The sequence below is a fragment of the Achromobacter ruhlandii genome (assembly GCF_902859695.1).
In the GTDB taxonomy this organism is placed as follows: domain Bacteria; phylum Pseudomonadota; class Gammaproteobacteria; order Burkholderiales; family Burkholderiaceae_B; genus Achromobacter; species Achromobacter ruhlandii.
On sequence record NZ_CADIJL010000001.1, the window covers coordinates 511956 to 527211 of the forward strand.

Consider the following 15256-nt stretch of genomic DNA (forward strand, 5'->3'; position numbering starts at 1 on the left):
CTTCTCGAATGGGGACGGCCGGACGGGCGGCGTGAACGTCGCGCCGCGTTGCGCACGGCCGGCCCGTGGCCGGTGTTTCAGCCCAATTCGCGCAGGACGGCGCGCACCGGGCTGGCGTCAGCCTGGATCAAAGCCAGCGGCAGTGCGATCAGTTCGTAATCGCCCTCCGGCACATCGTCGAGCACCAGGTTCTCCAGTACTCGCATGTCGTGCCGCAGGATGGTGTGATGGCTGTCCAGGGTCTTGCTGGACGCGGGGTCGATGCTGGGGGTATCCAGCCCGATCAGCATGACGCCGCGTTCGGCCAGCCATTCGATGGTCTGGGGCGCGTAGGCGGAGAAGTCGTCCGTCCACCACTCCTGCGCGGCATGCTTGGCGGTACGCACCAGGACGCGCGGGGGCAGATTGTTGGCGGCGTGGAGCAGGTGCTCCGGCGTGATCAGGGGGCCGCAGTCGATGGCATGGATGACGCGACAGGGCCCCAGGAAGGGTTCGAGCGAGACCGCGCCGATGGCGGCGGCGCCGTTCTGGTAGTGCAGCGGCGCATCGGCGTGCGCGCCCACGTGGGGCGACAGCGTGATTTCACTGACGTTGACCGGACAGCCGGGCGCGAGCGACCACTTCCATTCCTGGCGATACGGGGTATCGCCGGGAAACACGGGCGAGGCCGTGGACACGGGAGGGGAGATATCCCACAGGCGTTTCATGGAAGGCGCGGATCGCGAAAGCGGAATTAGGTTAAGCCTAAAGCAATATCGGGCCGTAGTCTAACGAATTCCCGCAGGGCGCGCAGCCCCTCAGATGCGGCCGAGTTCCGCCATCGAGCTGACCGCGTCGCCGGCGACGATCAGGTGGTCGACCAGGGCGACATCCACCAGCGCCAGCGCTTGCTTCAGGTGACGCGTGAAGGCCAGGTCGGCGGCGCTCGGCTCGGCCAGCCCGGAAGGGTGGTTGTGCGCCACGATCAGCGCGGCGGCGTGATGCCGCAGGGCCTCGCGCACGACTTCGCGCGGATACACCGAGGCCTGCGACAGCGTGCCGCGGGCCAGTTCGCCGCTGGCGATCAGCCGCAGTTGGCTGTCCAGGTACAGCGCGATGCAGTGCTCGACACGGCGGTGCGCCAGCGTGACCCGGCAGTATTGTTTGACCCGCGAGGGGTGGTCGAGCGTGCTGTCGCGCGCCAGTTCTTCTTCGATCGCGCGCTTGGCCATCTCCAGGATGGCCGCCAGGGCGCAGGCCTTGGCCGAGCCCAGGCCGGGAACCGCCTGCAGTTCCTCCGGGGAGGCGCCCAGCAGCCCGCGCAGGCCGTGGAAACGGTCCAGCAATTGGCAGGAAAGATCCAGCACATTCAGGCCCGGCACCCCTGTGCGCAGGGCGATGGCCAGCAGTTCGGCATTTTGTAACGCCGAGGCGCCCAGGCGCAGCAGGCGCTCTCGGGGACGGTCGGCTTTGGGCACCCGCGCAGACAATTTCATAAGAGGCTCTAAAATCAGGGTTTATTTACTGTCTGAATACGGTGGCAGATCTTGAGCATCGCCTCTAACGAAGTGAACGTTTTGGTCCGTCCGGACTCCTACCTGACGCTGAACTACCGCATCACGCTGGCCTCCGGGCCGGGCGAGGGCTCGGTGTTCACCGACACCTTCGACGGCCGTCCCGCGACCCTGCAGATGGGTAGCGGCCAGTGGGCGCCGGGCCTGGAGGCCGCCTTGCTGGGCAAGGCCGAGGGCGACCGCTTCAGCGTCACGCTGGAGCCGGCCGACGCTTATGGCGAGCGCAATCCCGACCTGATCCAGCGCGTCACCCGCAAGATGCTCGCCGAGCACGCCGGCGCCGACGCGACCTTCGAGCCGGGCGACCTGGTCGAATTCGCCGCGCCCAACGGCGGCCGCTATTCGGGCGTCCTGAAGGAAATCAACGAGGAATCGGCGCTGTTCGATTTCAACCACCCGCTCGCGGGCGTGCGGTTGCGGGTCGACGTGGCGCTGCTGGGAGTTCTCTGATGAGCCAGGTCTTCCCTGTCACCGCCGCCGATGCCGAAGTCGTGCTGGCCCAGCCGCGCGGCTTCTGTGCCGGCGTCGATCGCGCCATCGATATCGTCGAGCGCGCGCTCGAACTGCACGGCGCGCCGATCTACGTGCGCCACGAGATCGTCCATAACCGCTATGTGGTCGAAGACCTGCGCGCCAAGGGCGCCATCTTCATCGACGAACTCGACGACGCGCCCAAGGGCGCCATCGTGGTGTTCTCGGCCCACGGCGTGTCCAAGGCGGTGCGGGCCGAAGCCGAGGCGCGCGGGCAGCAGGTGTTCGACGCCACCTGCCCGCTGGTGACCAAGGTGCATATCGAGGTGGCGCGCATGCGCGCGGCCGGCCGCGAGATCATCATGATCGGCCACAAGGGCCATCCGGAAGTCGAAGGCACGCTGGGCCAGGCCCAGGGCGGCATGTACCTGGTCGAGACGGTCGAGGACGTGGCCGGCCTGCAGGTCACCGATCCCGAGAATCTGGCGTACGTCACGCAGACCACGCTGTCGGTGGACGACGCCGCCGCCGTGTCCAAGGCGCTGAAGGCGCGCTTTCCCAGCATTGTCGAGCCCAAGAAAAGCGACATCTGCTACGCCACCCAGAACCGCCAGGACGCGGTCAAGGTGCTGGCGCCCGAATGCGACCTGGTGCTGGTGGTGGGCAGCCCCAACAGTTCCAATTCCAACCGCCTGCGCGAAGTGGCGGACCGCAAGGGCGTGGCGTCCTACCTGATCGACGGCGCGCATTCCATCGACCCGGCCTGGCTCGAGGGCCGCAAGCGCATCGGCGTGACCGCTGGCGCTTCGGCGCCCGAGGTGCTGGTGCAGCAGGTCATCGCGCGGGTCAAGGAACTGGGCGCGGTGTCGGTGCGCACCATGCCGGGCCTGGAAGAGAACGTGGCGTTCCCGCTGCCCAAGGGCCTGTCGCGCAAGGCCGTGCAGACCGAATCGCTGGAATAGTCGCGGCGCCCCGCCGCGGGCGTCGCGCCGAACAAGAATCGAGGAGACTCCATGCAGTTGTACAGCTATTTCCGCAGCTCGGCCGCGTATCGCGTGCGCATCGCGCTGAATCTGAAGGGCCTGCCGTACGAATACCTGGCCGTGCACCTGCTCAAGGACGGCGGTCAGCAATTGTCGGCCGACTACCGCAAGGTCAACCCGACGGCGCTCGTGCCCACCCTGGTCGACGGCGATGCCGTGATCGGCCAGTCGCTGGCCATCATCGAATACCTGGAAGAGACGCATCCGCAGGCGCCGCTGCTGCCGGCCGACGCGATCGGCCGCGCGCGCGTGCGCGACCTGGCGCTGGGCATCGCCTGCGATACCCATCCGCTGAACAACCTGCGCGTGCTGAAGTACCTCAAGCACACGCTGGGCGTGGACGAGGCCGCCAAGACGGCCTGGTATCAACATTGGGTGCGCCAGGGCTTGGAAGCCCTGGAGGCGCAGCTGGCCGGCTCGGCCGCCACCGGCAGGTTCTGCCACGGCGACACCCCGACCATCGCCGACCTGTGCCTGGTGCCGCAGGTGGCCAACGCGCGCCGCTTCGAATGCGACCTGAGCGCGATGCCCACGGTGGTACGCATCGACGCCGCCTGCCGCGAATTGCCGGCGTTCGAGGCCGCCGCGCCGGGCAGGCAGCCCGACGCCGAATGAGACGCGGGCCGGCCGGGATGTCTTCCCGGCCGGCCCGCCGCCTGCTCGTCGATCGGGCTCAGCCCAACTGCACCGGCACGAAGATCTTGTCTTCGCCGCGCTGCACCAGCAGCGCCACCGTCTTGCCGGCCTTGGACAGCGCGTCCTTGACCTGGCCGATGTTGTGCACCGGCACGCCATTGAGCGACAGCAGCACGTCACCCGGCTGGATGCCGGCCTTGGCCGCCGGACCCGCCGATTGCTCGATCAGCAGGCCCTGCGTGCCCGAGGCCTCCTGCTCCTGAGGCGAGAGCGGGCGCAAGGCCAGGCCGAGCTGACCCTTCTGCACGTCGCGGCTGTCGCCGGCGGTCTGCGTCCGGTCCTTCGGCACGCCGCCCAGCGTCGCCACGACTTCCTTGGGCGCGCCGTTGCGCCACAGGTCCAGCGTGATCTTCTCGCCCGGCGTGGCCAGCGTGATCAGCGACGCCAGGTCGCCGGACGACACGATGGTGCGGCCGTTGATCTTGCGCACCACGTCGCCGGGCTGCAGGCCGGCTTTCTCGGCCGCGCTGCCTTTCTCGACACTCGAGACCAGCGCGCCGGACGGCGTATCGAGCTTGAACGAGTTGGCCAGGTCCTGGTTCACCTCCTGCACCGTCACGCCCAGGCGCGCATGCTGCACCTTGCCGTGTTCCAGAATCTGGTCCTTGATCTTGTACGCCACGTCGATCGGGATCGAGAACGACAGGCCCTGGAAACCGCCGGTGCGGCTGTAGATCTGCGAATTGATGCCGACCACTTCGCCGCGGTCGTTGAACAGCGGGCCGCCGGAATTGCCGGGGTTCACCGCCACGTCGGTCTGGATGAACGGCACCGACGTGTCGTCCGGCAGCGAGCGCCCCTTGGCGCTGACGATGCCCGCGGTGGCGGTGTTCTCCAGGCCGTAGGGCGAGCCGATGGCCAGCACCCATTCGCCCACCTGCAACTGGTTGACGTCGCCGACCTTCACCACCGGCAGGTTCTTGGCGTCGATCTTGATGACGGCCACGTCGGTCTGCGGATCGGCGCCCAACACCTTGGCGCGGAATTCGCGGCGGTCGGTCAGTTTGACGGTCACTTCCTTGGCGCCCTGCACGACGTGGGCGTTGGTCAGAATGATGCCGTCGCTGCTGACGATGAAACCCGAGCCTTCGCCGCGGATCGGCACTTCGCGCGCCGGCATGCCGCCGCGCGCGCCGGGGATCTGGCCGAAGAACTGGGCGAAGGGGTCGTCGTCGTCATCGGATACCTTGCGCGTGCCGCTGATGCTGATGTTGACGACGGCGGGGCCATAGTCGCGCGTGATCTGGGCGAAATTGGGGGCGACCATCATTGCGGCGCCCGGCGCTGCGGCCGCGACCGCGGAGGCCGTGCTGGCCGGGGCGCTGGCGGCCATTGAAACGCCGCCGAACGTGGCGGCGGCACCCGCGCCGCCTATCGCGCCGGCGGCCAGCAGCGCCAGCACCAGGCGCGAGGGTTTGATCTGCGAAGTCTTCATGTCGGCTCCTGCGTTCATGTGTGGGGACATGGCGCTATCTTCGGGCCTGACACTTAGGTGAATCTTAAGTCGGCGCGCGCGGAAAACTGACTTTGGCCCGCAGGCCGCCGTCGGGCGCGTCCTCCAGCGTGATGGTGGCGCCATGGCGCTGCGCGACGGCGCGCGCGATCGCCAGCCCCAGGCCGCTGCCATGCTGGGTATTGCCCTCGATCCGGTAGAAGCGGTCGAACACGCGGCCGCGTTCTTCGGGTGGAATGCCCGGGCCGTTGTCATCGATCAGCAGCAGGACCTGGTCGGCCGAGGTTTCAAGCCGGATGTCGATGTGGCCGCCGGCCGGCGTGTACTTGATGGCGTTGTCGAGCAGGTTGCGCGCCAGCAGCACCAGGTCGTCACGGCGTCCACGTATCCAGGCTTGCGGTTCGCCGCGCATTTCGACGGCCAGGTCCTTGGCATTGGCGGCGGCCAGGGTTTCGGACAATGCCAGGCGCAAGGCATCGGCCAGGTCGACCGGTTCGGCGGGGAGGGATTCGGCGGTGTTTTCCTGGCGCGCCATGGACAGCAATTGCTCCACCAGTCGCGTGGCGCGCTCGATGCCGGTCGCCAGCCGTTGCTCGGCGAGCTGGCGGCTGGCGTCATCGGGGGCGCGGCGCAGCGATTGCAGTTGCAGGGTCAGCGCCGCCAGCGGCGAGCGCAGTTCGTGCGCGGCGTCGCCGACGAATTGCTTCTGCTGGGCGAAGGCGCCGCGCATCCGTTCCAGCAGCAGGTTCAATTCCTGCATCAGCGGCCGGATCTCGTCGGGCAGGTCGGGCACGTTGATCGGCGACAGATCCTCGGGCCGGCGGTCGGCCACCTGCGCGCGGGCGCGCTTGACCGGCCGCAGCGACCAGCTCACCACGCACCAGACGATCAGCATCAGCAGCGGCGCGGCCGCCGCGATCGGCGCCACCGTGCGCCAGGCCAGCGCGCCGGCCATGCGCTTGCGCACTTGCATGTCCTGCGCCACCTGGATCACCTGAAACGGCGTCGCCAGTGAATAGACGCGATAGGTGCTGCCTTCGACCTCGGTATCGGCGAATCCCAGGATGATCTGGTCGGGCAGCGGGCGGCGCGAACGCGAGTTGAATACACGCACCCCGTCCGGTGTCCAGATCTGGATGATGAGGTCATCGGCCATCGGCGTGCCCGAGCCCTTGGCATGGGAGGGGCCCATGCGCAGCAGCCCGTCGCCCGTGCCCAGCGACAGCGCCGTGCGCTGCAGCAGCGAGTCGAAGATGTCGTCGGCCTGCTGCAAGGTGCTGCGATAGGCGATGGTGCCTTGCACCAGCGCGCCGACCGCGATCGCGGCGAGCAGGAAGAACAGCAACCGGGCCCGCAGCGAGTAACTAAGCGGAATGCTCATGTTTTGGGGATGACATAGCCGACGCCTCTGACGTTCTGGATCAGGTTCTGACCCAGTTTCTTGCGCAGGCCATGAATATAAACCTCAACCGCGTTGCTGCTGACGCTGTCCTTCCAGCTGTACAGCTTTTCCTCGAGCTGGGCGCGCGAGAAGATCATGCCTGGCCGGGCGATGAGCGGCTCCAGCACCGCCCATTCGCGCGCGGTCAGTGGCACGGGGGTGCCGTCGACCGTGGCGGCATGCGCTTGCGGATCGATGGTGATGCCGTCGTGCTCGAACACCGGTTCGGCGCGGCCCGCGCTGCGGCGGATCAATGCGCGCATGCGGGCCAGCAGTTCGTCGACGTCGTAGGGTTTGACGATGTAGTCGTCGGCGCCGGCGTCCAGGCCGGCGATGCGGTCGCTGACGGCGTCGCGGGCGGTGGCGATCAGCACGGGCGTGCGGTCCTTGCGGGCGCGCAGTTCGCGTAGCAGGGTCAGGCCATCGCGGCGAGGCAGCCCGAGGTCCAGCAGCACGAGGTCGTAAGGATCGGTGCTCAGGGCCAGGTCGGCCGCATGGCCGTCCTTGACCCAATCGACGGCGTAGTGCTCGGCGCGCAGGCAGTCCAGCACGCTTTCACCGATCATGGTGTCGTCTTCGACGAGAAGGATGCGCATGATAGTCGTCGCCATGGGGGAATCCAACGGGTTGGACGCGCGCGGCGAGACGGGAGTTCCCGCAAGGCCATCTGGCGAACGGGGGGCGACGATGCTGGAAGGCGGGGGGATACCGGGCTTCCCTGCGTGTTTTCAGAGAGGGATCACCGCGCCAGAAATGAAAAAGCAGCCCGGGTGGGCTGCTTCTTGAATTCTGGTGCCGGCAATAGGAGTCGAACCTACGACCTTCGCATTACGAATGCGCTGCTCTACCAACTGAGCTATGCCGGCAAGACCATTTGCTTCGTTTCCGGCAAGCCAGAAGTTCAAGCAAAACATCTCTTTCTTCGCAGTTCATGCCCTGTTTATGGGGCCCGATCTGGAAAGACCGAAATCATATCAGAGTTTTTCTGCAATGGGAAACAGGGCGCGCGGTGTGCGTGAAAAAAGATCGGATTTGCACACTTCGAATTTTTCCTTCATAATCTCGTTTCTTAGCAGTTCCCCGATAGCTCAGTCGGTAGAGCGACGGACTGTTAATCCGCAGGTCGCTGGTTCGAGCCCAGCTCGGGGAGCCAAAGAATTCAGGGCCACTCACGCAAGTGAGTGGCCCTTTTGGTTTTGCGCGTGGTTTTTTGTTTTGCGCGTGGTTTTTTGCGTGGTTTTCCGCGCATCGCTTTCCGGGCTTCCGGGCGTGCATCGCCGGCGCGAATTTTCGGATGCGCGCGCCTGTCGCACTTTTCCCGCTGCGTGGTTCGGGCGGGTCGTTTGCGTCGTTCCTTTCCCATTCTTCCCTGGTTGCTCCGACCCGCCTGCGGGGCGCGCGAGATCGTCGGCAACGCGACCTTCGCCCGGCTGCATGAGCCGTTTTCGCCTTTTGGGTGTGTTATGTAATAACATTTCCATTTTTGGCGTGGCAATTTTTCGGATGGGGGCATCATGCGGACGAGCGATGAGCGTGTGGATGTGGGCGGGAGTGAAAAGGTGGCGGCGGTCCCGGGGCGCGGGCAGGGGGATGGCCGCCTGCCGGTGACGGTGCTGTCCGGCTTCCTGGGCGCGGGCAAGACCACCTTGCTCAATCATGTGCTGAACAACCGCGAAGGGCGGCGGGTGGCGGTCATCGTCAATGACATGTCCGAGGTCAACATCGATGCCAGGCTGGTGCGCGAGGGTGGGGCGGCGCTGTCGCGCGCCGACGAGAAGCTGGTGGAAATGAGCAATGGCTGCATCTGCTGTACCTTGCGTGAAGACCTGTTGATCGAGATCCGGCGCCTGGCCGCGCAGGGGCGCTTCGATTACCTGCTGATCGAGTCGACCGGCATCTCGGAGCCGCTGCCGGTCGCCGAGACCTTCACCTTCCGGGACGAGGACGGCACCAGCCTGTCCGATGTGGCGCGCCTGGACACCATGGTGACGGTGGTGGACGCGTTCAATTTCCTGCGCGACTACGCCAGCCACGATAGCCTGGCCGCGCGTGGCGAAACCCTCGGCGACGAGGATCGGCGCACGGTGGTGGACCTGCTGATCGAGCAGGTGGAGTTCTGCGACGTGATGGTGCTGAACAAGACCGATCTGATCGCGCCGGACGAGCTGGCGCGGCTCGAAGCCATCCTGCGCAAGCTCAATCCGCGCGCCGATATCATGCATGGAGCCTTCGGCAAAGTGCCGCTGGGCCGCGTTCTGGATACCGGACGCTTCGATTTCGAGGCGGCGGCGCAGGCGCCCGGCTGGCTGCGGGAACTGCGCGGGGAGCATGTGCCGGAGACCCAGGAATACGGCATCGGCAGCTTCGTGTTCCGCGCCCGGCGGCCCTTTCATCCCCAGCGCCTGTGGGACTGGATGCAGGAGGAATGGCCTGGCGTGGTGCGATCCAAGGGATATTTCTGGCTGGTGACGCGGCCGGCGTTCGCGGCTTCGTGGTCGCAGGCCGGCCCGGTCACGCGCCACGGCGCGGCGGGTTACTGGTGGGCGGCCCTGCCGCGCGAGCGTTGGCCCGAGGATGCGGATTCGCGCGCCCGCATCGTCGCCGATTGGGATCCCATCTATGGCGACCGTTGCCAGGAGCTGGTGCTGATTGGCATCGGCATGGACGAAGCGGAACTGCGGGCGCGCCTGCAGGCCTGCCTGATGACCCAGGAGGAAATGTCCCGACCGGCCGACGAATTGGCTACGATTCGGGATCCGTTCCCCGCCTGGGGCGCGGCGCAATAGCGAGGGCGGCGCGCAAGCCGGTGCGAGGCATGGGATTGGAAGGCGATAAGCGCATAGGCGTAACGGTGATTTCAGGGTTCCTGGGCAGCGGCAAGACGACGCTGCTCAATCGTCTGCTGCGCGAACCGGCCTATGCCGACGCCGTGGTCATCGTCAACGAGTACGGCGACATCGGCGTGGATCATCACCTGGTGCGCCTGGCGCGGGACAATATCGTGCTGATCGAGGGCGGTTGCCTGTGCTGCGTGGCCAGTGGCGCGGTGGCCGATACCCTGCGCGAGTTGTTCATGCTGGCCCTGAAGCGTCGTATCAGGCCGTTCCGGCGGGTGCTGATCGAGACCAGCGGCCTGGCGGATCCGGCGCCCGTGCTTTTTACGCTCAAGCATGACCGTTTCCTGGCCGAGCGCTACGCCTATCAGGGGGCGATCGTGGTGGTGGACGCGCGGCTCGGGCCGCGCCAGCTGGAAACGCAGCCCGAAGCCTTGCGGCAGCTGGCCCTGGCCGATACGGTCGTGTTCAGCAAATCCGACCTGGTGGATGCGGCGCAATTGCGGCATGTCGAGCAGCTCGTGACCGCGATCAATCCCGGCGCGCGGCGCTGTGTTCAGCGTACCGATGCGCCGGTGGTGGAGGCGTTGCGCGAGGGGCCGGACACGCAGGCGCGGCGTGACGGGGCCGACCTGGCGGGGTGGCTACGGGCATTTGCCAAGCCAATGTCCGGGCGCCATGCCCAGGTGGCGAGTTTCTCGTTGACGCTGACCGCGCCGATCGGTCGCGCCGCCTTCCTGGCGGGCGTTTCGCGCGTGCAGGAACGGTTCGGTCAGGCGCTGTTGCGGATGAAGGGGCTGGTGTGCTTCGAAGGGGAGGCGCTGCCTTGCGAGGTGCATGGCGTGCACGGCGAGTTGTATCCGATCCGTCCGTTGCCGCAATGGCCGGGCGATGAGCGGCAGTCGCGGCTGGTTTATATCGTCCAGGGCGCGGACGTGGCCGAGGTGCGGGCGCAGGCCTGTGCCGCGCTGGGGCAATTCCCCGCGTGACCCGCCGTCGCTCCAGGGCCTGAAATGGTCCGGCACCAGTCCTGCAAGGTGCGGAAAGTGCACGGAAATACGGTATAACCGGAAAGTCTGGTGCAAGAATCGAGACAATCATGGACCGATTGAAAGCGATGCAAGTATTCGTGGAGGTCGCCGACAGGGGTAGCTTGTCGGCGGCGGCGGTCCATCTGGATATGTCGCGCGCGATGGTGTCCCGCTATCTCGCGGAAATGGAGCAGTGGGTCGGCGTGCGCCTGCTACATCGCACCACCCGGCGCCTCAGCCTGACGCCGGCCGGGGCGGAAACGCTGCCCCGTTGCCGCCAGATGCTCGACATGGTGGGCGACCTGCGAAATGCCGTATCGACGCCCGAGGATACGCCGCGCGGCCTGTTGCGCATGACCACCAGCATGTCGTTCGGTTCGCGCCACCTGGCCAAGGTGGTCACCGACTACGTCAAGCTGCACCCGGGCACGTCGGTCGACCTGATGCTGGTCGAGCGCGCGGTGAATCTGGTCGAGGAGCGGGTCGACCTTGCGGTGCGCATCACCAATGACCTGGATCCCAACCTGATCGCGCGCAAGCTGGCCGTGTGCCGGTCGGTCGTCTGCGCCTCGCCCGAGTATCTGCGGCGCGAGGGCGAGCCGGCGCGGGTCGAGGACCTGTCTCTGCGCAATTGCCTGACCCACTCCTATTTCGGCAAGAGCCTGTGGCGCTTCGAGCGCGATGGCGTACCGGTGGACGTGCCGGTCAGCGGCAACATCAGCGCCAATGAGGTTTCGGTGCTGTTGCAGGCTGCCCTTGAGGGTGCGGGCATCGCCATGTTGCCGACCTACTATGCCGCGGAATACGTGGCGCAAGGACGCCTGAAGGCAATCCTGACGCAGGCCCGGCCGCAGGAACTCGGCATCTATGGGGTTTATGCGTCGCGCAGGCAGATGCCCCTGATCCTGCGTTCGATGCTCGATTTCCTGGTGGCAAGGCTCGGTTCGGCGCCCTGGGACCAGCCCTAGGCAGTGTCCGGCGTGGCGCGATTCGGGCGCGTGGCTTGAGGGCGGGGTATATAACGGTATAATTTGGGTGCTGCCTCGACAGGCCGGGCGCTGTGCATCAGGGCTTTTGCCAATGTCCGCTAGCATGTAGTCTTAACATCCAAGAATCGTGGTTCCGGTATATCGGGTTCCGGCTTGCGGGTCGGGGCCGGGCAGGGCCGGGCACCACGAGCTCCAGGGGAGGCGCGCCGGGTTATCCGGATGGCGACCGCAGGCGCGTGGCGCCGGTGGCCGATGCCTGAAGATTCAGGTTCTTGATATCGATTGCCGCAATATCGATTGCCGCGGAAAAAAGTGCCGGGTAGTGGCGCGATCCGCAGGCGTGTTGGCAAATTTGCCAGCTTTTCCAGATTTTGCTTGAACGAATTTGTCGTCGACAGGATTTGTCTTTCACGGATTTGTCGTCGGCGGATTTGTCCCCGCCTGAGCCGGGGCATGCGCGCAGCCATTTCGAATGGCGCGATTCTCGCCGCGTGATTCCGCGGCGACGGGCAGTACATACAGGATTCTCGTGAGAAAAACGCAAACCAGCGCTGTCCGTAGCCATTGCGCCCATGGCGGGGTTCAGGCGGCTGTGCGGGCTGCCGCTACGCGTGTTTGCCGTGGTTCCCGTAATCGGGCCGTGGCGCAGGACGCAGGCGTGTCCGTTGCGCAAGGCGGGCGGCTGGTGCGCCTATCTGGTTGCGTACGCGCTGGTTGCGCACGCGCGCTCCCCGGGGGTGCCTTCGGTGCTGTCTTCGGCGCTTTCTCCGGGGTTTTCTGCCCCGGGATTTTCTGCCGATCCGACTCGCTGGCGCCCATTGAAAACCGGCCGCACAAAGTAGCCGCAAATGAAAAAGGCCCGGCGCAATCGCCAGGCCTTGATCAATTTGGTTGCGGGGGCAGGATTTGAACCTACGACCTTCGGGTTATGAGCCCGACGAGCTGCCAGACTGCTCCACCCCGCGTCTGAGAAAAGAATAATAGCCTTATTTTCAACCTAACGCAAGTTAGCCCTTTTTTTGAATTTGAATGTCGATGAACGATAGCGAGGCGATACTCGTGCTGGAAACCGCGCTGCTTTGCGCGGTGCAGCCGATGCAACTGTCCGAAATGCGCAAGCTGTTCGGGGACGATGAACAATTCGACAACAGCGCGCTGCGCGCGTTGCTGGAAACGCTGCAGAACAACTGGGCCGATGGCGGCCTGGAATTGGTGCAGTTGGCGACCGGGTGGCGTTTCCAGAGTCGGCCGCACATGCAGCGTTACCTCGAGCGGCTCAATCCGGAAAAGCCACCCAAGTATTCGCGCGCCGTGATGGAAACGCTGGCTATCGTGGCCTGGCGCCAGCCGGTGACGCGCGGGGACATCGAAGACATCCGTGGCGTGACCGTCTCGTCGAATATTGTCAAGGCGCTGGAAGACCGGGGCTGGATCGAGGTGATCGGCCATCGCGACGCGCCGGGCCGGCCGGCGCTGTTCGGCACCACGCGCCAGTTCCTGGACGATCTGGGATTGCGCGCGCTGGACGAACTGCCCGCGCTGGAATCCGCTCATGCCGCCGCTGCGCTGGCCGGCCTGGATCTGGGTGAAGTGCAGCAACTGGCCGAGGCTGCGGAAGAGGGCGAGGGGGCGGCGCCGGCCGACGAGGGCGGTCCCGTCGCCGACCACACCGGCGAGCCGCTTGCCGTGGCTGAATCGATGGCCGGCGAGGATGTGCAATCCAGTATTCCGATGACGGAATTGTCTGTTTCGGACGACGATGCCCCCATCGCGACGGGCGATAGCGTAGAATCCCCGCTTTCGCGCACAGAAGAAGACGCGATTCCCGCAGACGATTCCACCGTCCGGGCGCAAGCCGAAAGCTTGTCCGATGCGCCATCCGTGGGCATCGCGAATGCCGGGCGCTTCGAGGAAGACGAGGCGCCGGGTGTGGGTGTCGCCCAAGAGGCGCATGGCGGGTCGCCCGACCATGCCGCAGAGACTGGCAGTACCGACGTAGCCGCCGGATCCGGCGCCGCGGACGAACCTGTCGAGCACGCGGAAAGCGCGAAACCGACCGAACGGATAGACGAGGCTGAACCGCTGGCGCCTGGCGCCGGGCCGTTCGAGCCTGATACCGGCTCCGCCACGGCGGAGCCTGCCGAGCCGGATTCCGGTCAGCCCGAGGCTGATCGCGAACCGGCGTCCCCCGATGACGATGCGCCTGCTCCCGGCAGGCCTCCCCAAGTTTGAAATTCGGAGCTGTCCCAGTGACAACGAATACAGCAATGCAGGACGACAACCCGCGTCCCGATGACGCCGTTTCCAACGGGCCGGCGGAAACCGCCGCCAGCCGCGAGCCGGCCGCCGAAGGCGAGGCCCGCGGCCGTGGCCGCAAGCTGCGCACGCCGTTCCGCCGCCGTCGCGGCGATGCGGCGGCCGAGCAGGCGCCCGCCGCCGAAGGTCAGGCCGCCGCGCCCGGCCAGGCCGAGGGCGCGGACAGCCGTGGCGGCGAGCAGGAAGCCGAGCAGGCGCTGTCTTACCTGGATACCGCCGACCGCATGGAACAGCGGCTGGGCAAGTACCTGAACAGCGAAGCGGTCATGCCCAAGCTGCACAAGGTGCTGGCCGACGCGGGCATCGGCTCGCGCCGCGAGATGGAAGAGCTGATCGTGGCCGGCCGTGTGTCGGTCAATGGCGAGCCGGCCCATATCGGCCAGCGCGTGGCGCCGAACGACCAGGTGCGCGTCAATGGCAAGCCCATCATGCGCACCAACACCAAGAAGCCGCCGCGCGTGATCCTGTATCACAAGCCGGCCGGCGAAATTGTCAGTCACGACGACCCCGGCGGCCGCGCCAGCGTGTTCGCGCGCCTGCCCAAGCTGCGCACCGGCAAGTGGCTGTCGGTCGGTCGTCTCGACCTGAATACCGAAGGCCTGCTGATCTTCACCACGTCGGGCGACATGGCCAACCGCATCATGCACCCCCGCTACGGCACCGAACGCGAATACGCGGTGCGCGTGCTGGGAGAGATGGACGAGGCGCAGCGCCAGTCGCTGGTCGATGGCATCGAGCTGGAAGACGGCGTGGCGGCGTTCGGCGCGCTCGATTACCTGGGCGGCGACGGCAGCAATCGCTGGTATCGCGTGACCCTGCAGGAAGGCCGCAACCGCGAAGTGCGGCGCATGTTCGAAGCGGTCGGCGTGACCGTCAGCCGGTTGATCCGCACCCGTTTCGGTGACGTGGTCCTGCCGCGCACGCTGCGCCGCGGCCGCTGGGAAGAGCTCGATGCATCGTTGGTCACCGCGCTGATGGTGCAGCTGGGCCTGTTGCGCGAAGACGACGAGTCCGGCGGCAACCGCCGCCGCTCCAAGCAGCCGCAGTCGCATGACAGCGCCTTGCCGCCGGGTTTTGGCACCATGGATCGCAATGGCATGAACGGCGCCCGCATCGGCCGCCGCGGCAAGATCCAGGGCGGCCGGGTCGGCAGCGCCGGCCAGGCGGCGGCTTGTCCGTCCGATCCGTTCGGTACCGGTCTGATGATCGCCGGCGGCTATGCCAATGGCCATCCGCTGGCTGGCGAGGCCAATGGCAACCGCAAGGGCGGCAAGTCTGGCGGCGGTCGTGGCGCGGCTGGCGCGGGCGGTGGCAATAACAAGGGTGGCGGACGCGCCGGCGGCAAGGCCGGCGGCGGCAAGGGGCGTGGCGTGCGCGCCGTGGCCGCCAATGGTCCGGCGCCGGCCGCCGCGGAGGCGCCGGCGGGTGC

General features: G+C 66.6%; 14 protein-coding genes and 3 tRNA genes. 9 read left to right on the forward strand and 8 right to left on the reverse strand.

The window, feature by feature from the left end:
- Positions 1-77 precede the first annotated feature (77 nt).
- Together kynB and radC are read right to left on the reverse strand one after the other, a co-directional pair.
- A complete protein-coding gene (kynB, locus tag HV742_RS02265) occupies positions 78-707 on the reverse strand; it encodes an arylformamidase (protein ID WP_049072397.1) in 630 nt (209 codons plus the stop codon).
- A 90-nt stretch (positions 708-797) separates the two neighbouring features.
- Positions 798-1475: a RadC family protein gene (radC, locus tag HV742_RS02270; RefSeq protein WP_175144369.1), complete on the reverse strand. Its 678-nt coding sequence runs from the start codon at positions 1473-1475 to the stop codon at positions 798-800.
- Between the two features lie 51 nt (positions 1476-1526).
- Here radC and HV742_RS02275 point away from each other — a divergent pair, with 51 nt between their 5' ends.
- From HV742_RS02275 to maiA, 3 genes are read left to right on the forward strand one after another with little or no spacing between them, the layout of a single operon-like run.
- Positions 1527-2003: an FKBP-type peptidyl-prolyl cis-trans isomerase gene (locus HV742_RS02275; RefSeq protein ID WP_080977348.1), complete on the forward strand. Its 477-nt coding sequence runs from the start codon at positions 1527-1529 to the stop codon at positions 2001-2003.
- A complete protein-coding gene (gene ispH, locus HV742_RS02280) occupies positions 2003-2986 on the forward strand; it encodes a 4-hydroxy-3-methylbut-2-enyl diphosphate reductase (protein WP_175144370.1) in 984 nt (327 codons plus the stop codon). Before HV742_RS02275 ends, ispH begins: the two co-directional genes overlap by 1 nt.
- A 51-nt stretch (positions 2987-3037) precedes the next feature.
- On the forward strand, positions 3038-3682 hold the full coding sequence (maiA, locus tag HV742_RS02285) for a maleylacetoacetate isomerase (RefSeq protein ID WP_059269615.1): 645 nt from the start codon (positions 3038-3040) through the stop codon (positions 3680-3682).
- Between the two features lie 58 nt (positions 3683-3740).
- Here the strand turns inward: maiA and HV742_RS02290 are convergent, their stop codons facing one another.
- The 4 genes from HV742_RS02290 to HV742_RS02305 all read right to left on the reverse strand — a co-directional run bounded on the left by HV742_RS02290 (position 3741) and on the right by HV742_RS02305 (position 7523).
- Positions 3741-5198 carry a DegQ family serine endoprotease gene (locus tag HV742_RS02290; RefSeq protein WP_059269616.1) on the reverse strand — a complete coding sequence of 486 codons (1458 nt, stop codon included), beginning with the start codon at positions 5196-5198 and terminating at the stop codon, positions 3741-3743.
- A 64-nt stretch (positions 5199-5262) separates the two neighbouring features.
- On the reverse strand, positions 5263-6597 hold the full coding sequence (locus HV742_RS02295) for an ATP-binding protein (protein WP_059269617.1): 1335 nt from the start codon (positions 6595-6597) through the stop codon (positions 5263-5265).
- On the reverse strand, positions 6594-7253 hold the full coding sequence (locus HV742_RS02300) for a response regulator (RefSeq protein ID WP_049077578.1): 660 nt from the start codon (positions 7251-7253) through the stop codon (positions 6594-6596). The genes HV742_RS02295 and HV742_RS02300 overlap by 4 nt, the downstream gene beginning before the upstream one ends.
- 194 nt (positions 7254-7447) lie before the next feature.
- Positions 7448-7523: transfer RNA gene (locus HV742_RS02305), tRNA-Thr, on the reverse strand.
- 211 nt (positions 7524-7734) lie between these two features.
- On the opposite strand from HV742_RS02305, the gene HV742_RS02310 reads away from it, so the two are divergent.
- The 4 genes from HV742_RS02310 (at position 7735) to HV742_RS02325 (ending at position 11490) form a co-directional block, all read left to right on the forward strand.
- Positions 7735-7810: transfer RNA gene (locus HV742_RS02310), tRNA-Asn, on the forward strand.
- 361 nt (positions 7811-8171) lie between these two features.
- Complete coding sequence (gene zigA / locus HV742_RS02315; protein WP_254600911.1) at positions 8172-9443, forward strand: zinc metallochaperone GTPase ZigA; 1272 nt, start codon at positions 8172-8174, stop codon at positions 9441-9443.
- 29 nt (positions 9444-9472) lie between these two features.
- Positions 9473-10480: a CobW family GTP-binding protein gene (locus HV742_RS02320; protein WP_175144371.1), complete on the forward strand. Its 1008-nt coding sequence runs from the start codon at positions 9473-9475 to the stop codon at positions 10478-10480.
- A 110-nt stretch (positions 10481-10590) separates the two neighbouring features.
- On the forward strand, positions 10591-11490 hold the full coding sequence (locus HV742_RS02325; protein ID WP_175144372.1) for a LysR family transcriptional regulator: 900 nt from the start codon (positions 10591-10593) through the stop codon (positions 11488-11490).
- 232 nt (positions 11491-11722) lie between these two features.
- Here HV742_RS02325 and HV742_RS02330 read toward each other — a convergent pair whose 3' ends face one another.
- Together HV742_RS02330 and HV742_RS02335 are read right to left on the reverse strand one after the other, a co-directional pair.
- Positions 11723-12184, reverse strand: coding sequence for a hypothetical protein (locus HV742_RS02330; protein WP_175144373.1), 462 nt, complete (start codon positions 12182-12184; stop codon positions 11723-11725).
- Positions 12185-12399: 215 nt separating this feature from the next.
- Positions 12400-12476, reverse strand: a tRNA-Met gene (locus HV742_RS02335).
- Positions 12477-12540: 64 nt separating this feature from the next.
- Here HV742_RS02335 and scpB point away from each other — a divergent pair.
- Both scpB and rluB read left to right on the forward strand, forming a co-directional pair.
- On the forward strand, positions 12541-13743 hold the full coding sequence (scpB, locus tag HV742_RS02340) for an SMC-Scp complex subunit ScpB (protein ID WP_175144374.1): 1203 nt from the start codon (positions 12541-12543) through the stop codon (positions 13741-13743).
- A 35-nt stretch (positions 13744-13778) separates the two neighbouring features.
- Positions 13779-15256: 23S rRNA pseudouridine(2605) synthase RluB (rluB, locus tag HV742_RS02345; RefSeq protein WP_175144375.1), on the forward strand; the 1478-nt coding region annotated here is incomplete at its 3' end.

What these genes read in the sequence shown, in the direction of transcription:
- kynB (WP_049072397.1), bottom strand. Translation starts at nt 707, where the DNA reads ATGAAACGCCTGTGGGATATCTCCCCTCCCGTGTCCACGGCCTCGCCC.
- radC (WP_175144369.1), bottom strand. Translation starts at nt 1,475, where the DNA reads ATGAAATTGTCTGCGCGGGTGCCCAAAGCCGACCGTCCCCGAGAGCGC.
- ispH (WP_175144370.1), top strand. Translation starts at nt 2,003, where the DNA reads ATGAGCCAGGTCTTCCCTGTCACCGCCGCCGATGCCGAAGTCGTGCTG.
- maiA (WP_059269615.1), top strand. Translation starts at nt 3,038, where the DNA reads ATGCAGTTGTACAGCTATTTCCGCAGCTCGGCCGCGTATCGCGTGCGC.
- HV742_RS02290 (WP_059269616.1), bottom strand. Translation starts at nt 5,198, where the DNA reads ATGAAGACTTCGCAGATCAAACCCTCGCGCCTGGTGCTGGCGCTGCTG.
- HV742_RS02295 (WP_059269617.1), bottom strand. Translation starts at nt 6,597, where the DNA reads ATGAGCATTCCGCTTAGTTACTCGCTGCGGGCCCGGTTGCTGTTCTTC.
- HV742_RS02300 (WP_049077578.1), bottom strand. Translation starts at nt 7,253, where the DNA reads ATGCGCATCCTTCTCGTCGAAGACGACACCATGATCGGTGAAAGCGTG.
- zigA (WP_254600911.1), top strand. Translation starts at nt 8,172, where the DNA reads ATGCGGACGAGCGATGAGCGTGTGGATGTGGGCGGGAGTGAAAAGGTG.
- HV742_RS02320 (WP_175144371.1), top strand. Translation starts at nt 9,473, where the DNA reads ATGGGATTGGAAGGCGATAAGCGCATAGGCGTAACGGTGATTTCAGGG.
- HV742_RS02325 (WP_175144372.1), top strand. Translation starts at nt 10,591, where the DNA reads ATGGACCGATTGAAAGCGATGCAAGTATTCGTGGAGGTCGCCGACAGG.
- scpB (WP_175144374.1), top strand. Translation starts at nt 12,541, where the DNA reads ATGTCGATGAACGATAGCGAGGCGATACTCGTGCTGGAAACCGCGCTG.